Source organism: Pseudolysinimonas sp. (assembly GCF_044239695.1).
Taxonomy (GTDB): domain Bacteria; phylum Actinomycetota; class Actinomycetes; order Actinomycetales; family Microbacteriaceae; genus Pseudolysinimonas_A.
Genome location: NZ_JBIIAW010000121.1, coordinates 1 through 7,732, shown reverse-complemented (window position 1 = coordinate 7,732; position 7,732 = coordinate 1). Strand labels below are relative to the sequence as shown.

Below are 7,732 nucleotides of genomic sequence, written 5' to 3'. Positions count from 1 at the left end.
GGCGGTGACCGGGACGTCCTGCGAGATCAGCCAGGCGGCGACGAGATAGATGATCGCCGGGATCACCGAGAGCACCACGTTGACGATCGCGAAGAACCACTGGCCGGTCATCGCCAACTGGATCTGGAACCCGATCTGCCGGTCGTTCTCGTCGCGGTAGCGGCCGACCTCGGCGTCCTGCTGGTTGAACGCCTTCGCCAGCAGCACCCCCGAGACGCTCAGCGTCTCCTGGGTGATGGCCGTCATGTCCGAGAGCGACTCCTGGGTCTTCGTCGCGATGCGCGCCCGCGCCTGCCCTACCCGACGCTGGATGACCACGAGGATCGGGAAGAGCACTACCGCGACGATCGTCATCTGCCAGGACAGCAGCAGCATCGCCACGAGCGCGGCGATGACGGTGTCGGTGTTGCCGACGACGCTCTGCACGGTGTTGCTCAGCACGCCGGCGACGCCGCCGACGTCGTTCTGCAGGCGCGACTGGATGACGCCGGTCTTGGTGCGCGTGAAGAACCCGAGCTCCATCGCCTGGAGGTGGGAGAACAGTCGCACCCGGAGCGCGCCCATCACGTTGTTGCCGATGCGGGCCGTCAGGTACGTCTGACCCACGCCGAGCCCCGCGGAGACGAACCAGGCGAGCAGCATGAGGCCGACCAGTTCCAGCAGCACGGGCACGTCGGGGCGCCCCTCGGGCGGGAACAACCCGCGGTCGAACGCCTGCTGGGTGAGCAGCGGCGGCAGCACGCCGAGCGCGGCGCTCAGCAGCACGAGCACGATCGTGATCGTGAGGGCTCGGCGGTGCGGCCGGAAGAGGTCGCCGATCCGGGCGATGAGATCCGGGATGCGCGGTGCCTGCGCGTTGAGTTCGCGTTGGGCCTCGGCGTCCCGGCCCCCGACCCGACGTCCGCCGGGCGGTGTCATCCCCCGACTCCCCATACTCACCGGGGCAGCCTACTTGCGACCGGCACGGAGAGCTGGGACGGCCCCCGGGTGAGCGGGGGCCGTCCCAGCCGACTCGAGGTGAGTCAGGCGATCACAGCGCCGTCCGGCGGCGCGGCGTGAACTGCAGCATCGCCGCCAGCGCCAGCAGCGCGAAGCCGAACTGCACGAGACCGAGCGCGCCGAGCATCGGCATCGTCGTGTCACCCCCGCCGGTCAGGGCGAGGGTCGGCAGCTCCGGCGGAAGGTCGAACGTCGGCAGATCGCAGATCGCGGCGAAGATGGCCGCGGAACCGGTGACCTTCGCGTTCGTCACCTTCGTGACCGTCACCGTGTAGGTGAGGTTGTTCGGCACCTGGAACGTGACGGTCGTCGGAGTCGCCGAGCCCGTCACCGTCGTGCTGTCGACCGGGGCCCCGGCCGCCACGACGGCCGTGCCGCCGCCCATGCCGCCGAGGGCGGTCGGCGCCGCCTTCGCGTCGTCGCTGATCGCCACGACGTACTCCTCGCCGGGAGCGAGGTCGTTGATCTTCGCGGAGATGAGCGAGTCGCCCTCGAGGAAGAGGCACTCGAGCGTGAGGTTCACCTCGGGCGTCATCGGGCACGGCTTGAGCGCGATGCTCGCGGCGTCCTTCACGGCGGTCGCGAGCTTGTCGGTCACCGTCACCGTGTAGGTCTTGCCGGGGTCGAGGTTCGTGTACGGCGCGAGTGCCTGGGTCGACGAGACCGTCGCGGCACCGGGGTATCCGGGAACCGCGTTGCCGTTCTCGGTGATCGTCACCGAGTACTCGCGTCCCGCGGCGAGACCGCTGAAGGTGACCGCGATCGAGCCCTTGGCGCCCGCCTCCTGGCATTCGGTCGGGATGAGGGTGATCTCCGGCTGCGTCGGGCACGCCTTCACATCGACCGGGGCCGACGTCTTGGTGAGTGACGGCACCAGCTTGTCGACGATCGTGACCGTGTGCACACCAGGAGCGACGGAGTAGACCAGACCGCTCTGGCTCGTCCCGGCGGCGGTGACCTCGGCGACCTGCGCGCCGTCGATCTGCACGAGGTAGACGCGGCCGGCGGTGAGACCGGTGAGCGAGACGGTGACCGTCAGCGACCCGTCCTGACCGACCTGGGTGCAGACCTCCGAGGTGACCGTGGGCACACCGGGATCGCTGGGGCAGGGCTTCGTCGCGAACGAGGCGCTCGTGACGGTCGTGGCCGCGAGGGTGTCGGTCAGCACGACCGTCAACCCGGACGTCGACGGCGGGACGTCGATCGAGAAGTCGACCGAGGTGCTGGTGCCCTGGGTGACCGGGATGGCTCCCGTGATGGCCGTCGCGCCCTGGTAGACCATGGCGGTGTAGGTGCGGCCGACGACCAGCTGCGAGGCGGTGACCGTCACGCTGGAGTTCGCTTTCGTCGGGGACGTGCACTCCACGACCTTGACGACGAGGGCGTTGTTCTGCGGGCAGCCGACCACGACGGTCTGCGTGGTCGCGGTGAGACCCGAGTACTGGGTGCTGGTGACCGTGACTTTGTACGTCACCCCCGCATCCATGTTCGTCCAGATCTTGGCGGACGCGGTCGACGGGGTGAACGCGCCCTGGAAGGGGACGTCGTTCTTGAAGAGCTGGGCCGTGTAGGTCAGGCCGTTGAGCAGCTTGCTGAAGGTCGCGGTGACCGTCGTGGTGCCGTCGATCGTGTTGCACTCGGTCGAGGTGAGCGTCGCGGCCGGGGCGTCGCACGACGGGGCGGTGCCGCTCTCGTCGACGTTCCATCCGTTGTCCCCGTCGTCGTCGTGCGCGACGACCTTGACGCTCCAGGTGTTGTTGGTCGCCGACGGGTTCGCGAACTTGTAGGTGGTCTCAGGGAACGAGGTGCCGAAGTTCGCGGTGTCGACGACCGTCGAGCCCGCGATGACGATCTTCAGGCTGTTCTGGCCGTTGTTGTTGGTGTTGTAACTCTGCAGCTTCACGGTGACGCCGTAGCAGTCGACCTTGACCGTCGGCGTGTGCGCGTTGGCGGCGCCGAGACCCACACCGACGCCGGTGACGATGAAGAGGATCGCCATGAGACCGGCGAGGGCGGCGATCCAGCGCGGACGCCGAGAACCCGTCTCGGTGTCGAAGGAGAAGAAGGGCGAACGCGCGCGCAGCGATTCGGAAGACATGGGGGTCTCTCGTTCGGGTCGAGCCGACACGATCGATCGGCAGACGGTCTGCGGGGGTCGTCTGACGACAGATGGGGGACGTATCGGGGGCTTTCGGGGGGCACCCGGACGGGGGACGTCCTGGCGTGGTCCTCATTATGGTGGACAGCCCTGAGGGCCGCAACTAATGTTTACTCGACTACACGCCCCGGGGTTTCCGGCATGAGGAGCAGTCGCTTCGGGGCGCGATTCCCGCTGTCGACGACGAACGTTCGACGCGTCGCCGGCCGAGACGGTCGCCGAAGCGCCGCAGGAGATCCGTGCCGCATCCCGCCATCGAGGAGCTGCGTCAGACGATCGACGTCGCCGTGGCGGCTGGTGATCCCGACGCCGCCCTGGTCGCCGTGCGCTCGGATGCCCGGGCCCTCGCCGCCGAGCACGGCGCCGACTTCCGTGCCCTGATCGCGACGATGCCCGACGAGTCCTGGCAGGACGATGCGGTGATCGCCAGTGCGCTGGCGGCCAGCTTCCGGGCGGCCGACGGGACCCGCGGGTCCTCGGCGATCGGATACCTGCACGCCGCCGAAGCGCGACTGGCGCACGCGGGGCGCGAATCCGACCCGCAGCGGGTCACCGTCTGGCTCGCCCACGCCGCCGCGTTGCGCTCCCTGGGTCGGCTCGACGCGGCGACCGACTACCTCGACCGCGCACGGGCACTGGACGACGCCGGCAACGTCCTCACCATTCCGATGCGCGTCCGACTGAGCGCGCGATACGCGCTCGAAGCCGGGATGATCGGACTCCACCTCGGCACGCTGGACGACGCGCGACGCCATCTCGAGTTCGCCCATGGGCTCGCCGCCGACACCCTCACCCGTGCCGAGCGGATCGAGTGCCTCGGCGGGCTGGCCCTCCTCGACTACGTCCAGTCGGGTCTCGGCAGCGCGAGCGATCACATCGCCGCGGCACGTGAGCTGGTCGGCGACACGACGCTGGGCCAGACGGGATTCGCCGCTCCGGCCCTCGTCGCCCAGGTGCTGATCGCCACCGAGCAGCACGACCTGCCGCAGGCGGGAGCGGTCGAGCCCGAGATGCTGCTCGCGGCACGCGGCACCGACTGGGAGCCGTTCTCCTTCACCGCCGCCGGCTACCTCCGACTCGCGCAACTCGACCTGGCGGGAGGGCTCGACTACCTCGAGCGGGCTCGTCACGGCTACCGCACCTGGGCGCCGGCCGGGCTCGGCCTGTCATCCGCCGAGCTGATCCGCGCGTCGTTGCTGATCCATCTCGATCAGGGCGACGAAGCGTGGGAGATCCTGCGCGACCTGCCGCCCTACGAGCACCACCTGATGTGCCCGGCGCGCATCATCGCGCAACTGCGTCTGCGGCACGGCGACCTGGGCGGAGCAGCCGAATCGCTCGACGGCTGCGAGCGGATCGCCGACGACCACTCGCCGCGGACCCTCGTCGAGGTGCGCATCCTCCGCGCCGCGATCGAATACGAGCGCGGCGACTACCGCCTCTCCGACGTGATGTTCGACCGGGGACTCGCGACGATCGCCCGCACCGGGTCGCGGGCGCCCCTGCGGTTGGTGCCACCCGGGACCCTCGCCGGCCTGGCGAAGCGAGCACTCGACCGCACGCAGGGAACGGAGGTGTCGCGCATCCTCCAGCACGTCGCCGAGCGGACCGCCGGGCAGGGTCAGCTCATCGAGGCGCTGAGTGATCGCGAGCTGCTCGTGCTGGCCGAGGTCGAGAAAGGGTCGACGGTCGCCGGGATCGCCGCCGCCCTGTTCATCTCGCCGAACACGGTGAAGACGCACCTGCGACGCCTGTACCGCAAGCTCGGCGTGACGACGAGGACGGATGCCATCCGCAAAGCCAAGTCCCTCGGATTGGGTCGTTCGATCACCCGCGATTCACCCCGTTAGACAGATCTGTCGCACAGCAGGTGGTGATTTGATCGAGCCGTTGCATGCGAGCCGCCGTCCCTGATCCCGGCGAGCTCGGTACGACATGGGCGGGGCTTTCCGGCTGGTTACCGGTGGCCCCGCCACCCGCTCTCCGCGGGACCCGGCAGAGGCCCCGCACGCAGAAGCGCCGCCCCCGAAGGGACGGCGCTTCTGTGGTGGAGGCGGTGACTACTTGAGGGTCACCGTGGCGCCGGCACCCTCGAGAGCGGCCTTGGCCTTCTCGGCGGTGTCCTTGTTGACGCCTTCGAGCACCGTGCTCGGCGCGCCGTCGACGACGGCCTTCGCCTCGCCCAGCCCGAGGCTGGTGAGGGTGCGGACCTCCTTGATGACGGCGATCTTGCCGGCACCGGCGGCCTCGAGGACGACGTCGAACGTGTCCTTCTCCTCCTCGGCTTCGGCGGCGCCACCGGCTCCACCGGCGGCCGGAGCGGCAGCGACGGCGACGGGGGCGGCAGCGGTGACCTCGAAGGTCTCCTCGAACTTCTTGACGAACTCGGACAGCTCGATGAGCGAAAGCTCCTTGAACGCCTCGAGCAGCTCGTCGGTGGTGAGCTTGGCCATTTCTTACTCCTTGTTGTTTCTGGTTTCAGATCCGGGCAACGACTAGTTGCCGGACTCCTGCTTCGCGCGCAGCGCGTCGACCGTGCGGACGGCCTTCGCGAGGGGCGCGTTGAACATGTAGGCGGCTCCGAACAACGAGGCCTTCATGGCGCCGGCCAGCTTGGCCAGCAGCACCTCTCGGCTCTCGAGGTCGGCGAGCTTGCCCACCTCCGCGGCGGTCAGCGGGGCGCCATCGAAATAGCCCCCCTTGACCACGAGCAGAGGGTTCGCCTTGGAGAAGTCACGCAGTGCCTTCGCGACGGCGACGGTGTCGCCGTGCACGAACGCGAGCGCGGACGGACCAGCGAGCTGGTCGTCGAACGAGCTGATGCCGGCCTCGTTCGCCGCGATCTTGGTGAGCGTGTTCTTCACCACGGCATAGCTCGCGTTCTCACGGAGCGTCGCGCGGAGCTGCTTGAGCTGCGCGACCGTGAGCCCGCGGTACTCGGTGAGCACGATCGCGTTGGAGTTACGGAAGTTGTCCGTGAGCTCCGCGACAGTGGCTTCCTTGTTCGCCATGGCGTTCCTGTCTGTAGTGATGAGTGACGGCCCCGGGCCCACGAAAAAAGCCCCGGCGCAGACGCACGGAGCTTCGAACCCCAGAAGGGGAGGTCACTTCACACACCTGCGCAGGCTTCCCTCGCGGGAACTTCGTCTCCCCGAGGGGAGAACCGGCGGTCTAAGGCCTTGGACAGCATACGTGCCGGCGGCCGTGGCGGCAACCGGCCGATCAGTCCTCGGTCGGGGGCGCCTTCTTCTTCTTCGGTGTCGCCGGCTTCGCGGGCTTCTCGGGCTTCTCGGGCTTCTCGGCGGCGGCCTCGAGCGCCTTCGGCGCGACTGCCGGTTCGAGCACCTCCGGCGCGGCGACGACATCCGCGTCCTCGGCCGCGGCGTCAGCGGCGACCGAGGCGTCGTCCTTCTTCTTCTGCCGCAGTCCGGGCACGATGAGCGCGACCACGATGACGGCGAGCAGGAGGAGCACGACGGCGATCGCGAAGCCCACGCCCGTGCCCGGGTCGCCGCCCGCGACGGGCGCGCCGCCCGCGGCGGGGAGGATCGCGACATCGTCGATCGGCACCGGCGTGCTCAGCCCGGTGGACCCCGGGACCAGCGGGGTGAGCGTCCCGTCAGCGGCGAGGGCGAGCCAGGCCGCGCTCTCGACGTCGTGCACGAGCGACGAGCCGTCCGGAACGACGGCGAGCGCGGTCGCGAGCTCGGGGTCGGCCACGAACGACGCCAACTCGGGTGTCACCGTCTCCGGGTTGATCCAGACCGTCGCGAGGCCGACAGGCTCCTCGGCGATCGTCATCGGCACGATCCACTCGTTGAGCAGGTCGACGGGGTGGTCGGTTTCCTCGCCGTCCCGCAACTCGGCGCTCCAGACGTGGACCCGCTCGATCACACCGGGCTTCGTCGTGTCGTCGAAGTCGATCCCGTCACCATCGGCGTCGACGCCGTAGACATCGTTCAACTGGGCGACGAGCGATCCGTCGGCAACGTAGGCGCGCACCTCCGACGGGACCGACCCCTCGGCGCGCGCCGCCGGCTGAGCGTGCACGGAAGCGGCGGGAGCGACGGCGAGCAGGAGTGCGACAGGCACCGCGAGCGCGCTGCGGAGTCGGGGCATCCGAGCGCCTTTCTGGGTCGAGGGACTCCCTATGCTCTCACCGCGCGGGCGCCGCGAGCGGGAGGCGCACGATGAAGCGGGTCTCGCCCGCACGGCTCTCCACCGCCACCGAGCCCCGGTGCGCGTCGACGACCGCCGCGACGATCGCGAGCCCGAGTCCGGTGCTGCCCGTCGTCCGCGAACGCGAGCCGTCACCGCGGGCGAAGCGCTCGAACAGCACCGGACGCAAGGACTCCGGGATGCCGGGGCCGTCATCCGCGATCGTCACCACCGCCGTCCCGTCGTCGACCGCGAGCGTCGCCGTCACGGTCGTGCCGGCGGGGGTGTGCACCCGGGCGTTCGCGAGCAGGTTGGCGAGCACCTGGTGCAGGCGATTGACGTCGCCGTCGACCACGACGGGCTCGGCCCCGGCCTCGACGCGCCACTCGTGGTCGGGTCCCGCTGCGTGGGCGTCCG

7 protein-coding genes are annotated in these 7,732 nt (G+C 69.7%); 1 reads left to right on the top strand and 6 read right to left on the bottom strand.

All coding sequences use genetic code 11. The annotated features are described in order from the left end of the window. Positions 1–918: ABC transporter ATP-binding protein (locus ACILQS_RS14330; RefSeq protein ID WP_395640806.1), on the bottom strand; the 918-nt coding region annotated here is incomplete at its 3' end. Between the two features lie 112 nt (positions 919–1,030). After that, on the bottom strand, positions 1,031–3,097 hold the full coding sequence (locus ACILQS_RS14325; RefSeq protein ID WP_395640805.1) for a hypothetical protein: 2,067 nt from the start codon (positions 3,095–3,097) through the stop codon (positions 1,031–1,033). A 299-nt stretch (positions 3,098–3,396) separates the two neighbouring features. On the opposite strand from ACILQS_RS14325, the gene ACILQS_RS14320 reads away from it, so the two are divergent. Continuing rightward, entirely contained in the window at positions 3,397–5,007 is a 1,611-nt protein-coding gene (locus ACILQS_RS14320) for a LuxR C-terminal-related transcriptional regulator (protein WP_395640804.1), read from the top strand. A 210-nt stretch (positions 5,008–5,217) separates the two neighbouring features. Here ACILQS_RS14320 and rplL read toward each other — a convergent pair whose 3' ends face one another. The 4 genes from rplL to ACILQS_RS14300 form a co-directional block, all read right to left on the bottom strand. After that, positions 5,218–5,610, bottom strand: coding sequence for a 50S ribosomal protein L7/L12 (gene rplL, locus ACILQS_RS14315; protein ID WP_395640803.1), 393 nt, complete (start codon positions 5,608–5,610; stop codon positions 5,218–5,220). A gap of 42 nt (positions 5,611–5,652) precedes the next feature. After that, positions 5,653–6,168: a 50S ribosomal protein L10 gene (gene rplJ, locus ACILQS_RS14310; protein ID WP_395640802.1), complete on the bottom strand. Its 516-nt coding sequence runs from the start codon at positions 6,166–6,168 to the stop codon at positions 5,653–5,655. 211 nt (positions 6,169–6,379) lie between these two features. Further along, positions 6,380–7,276 carry a hypothetical protein gene (locus ACILQS_RS14305; protein ID WP_395640801.1) on the bottom strand — a complete coding sequence of 299 codons (897 nt, stop codon included), beginning with the start codon at positions 7,274–7,276 and terminating at the stop codon, positions 6,380–6,382. Positions 7,277–7,313: 37 nt separating this feature from the next. After that, the coding region (locus tag ACILQS_RS14300; protein WP_395640800.1) for a sensor histidine kinase at positions 7,314–7,732 on the bottom strand (419 nt) is incomplete at its 5' end.

What these genes read in the sequence shown, in the direction of transcription:
- ACILQS_RS14325 (WP_395640805.1), bottom strand. Translation starts at nt 3,097, where the DNA reads ATGTCTTCCGAATCGCTGCGCGCGCGTTCGCCCTTCTTCTCCTTCGAC.
- rplL (WP_395640803.1), bottom strand. Translation starts at nt 5,610, where the DNA reads ATGGCCAAGCTCACCACCGACGAGCTGCTCGAGGCGTTCAAGGAGCTT.
- rplJ (WP_395640802.1), bottom strand. Translation starts at nt 6,168, where the DNA reads ATGGCGAACAAGGAAGCCACTGTCGCGGAGCTCACGGACAACTTCCGT.
- ACILQS_RS14305 (WP_395640801.1), bottom strand. Translation starts at nt 7,276, where the DNA reads ATGCCCCGACTCCGCAGCGCGCTCGCGGTGCCTGTCGCACTCCTGCTC.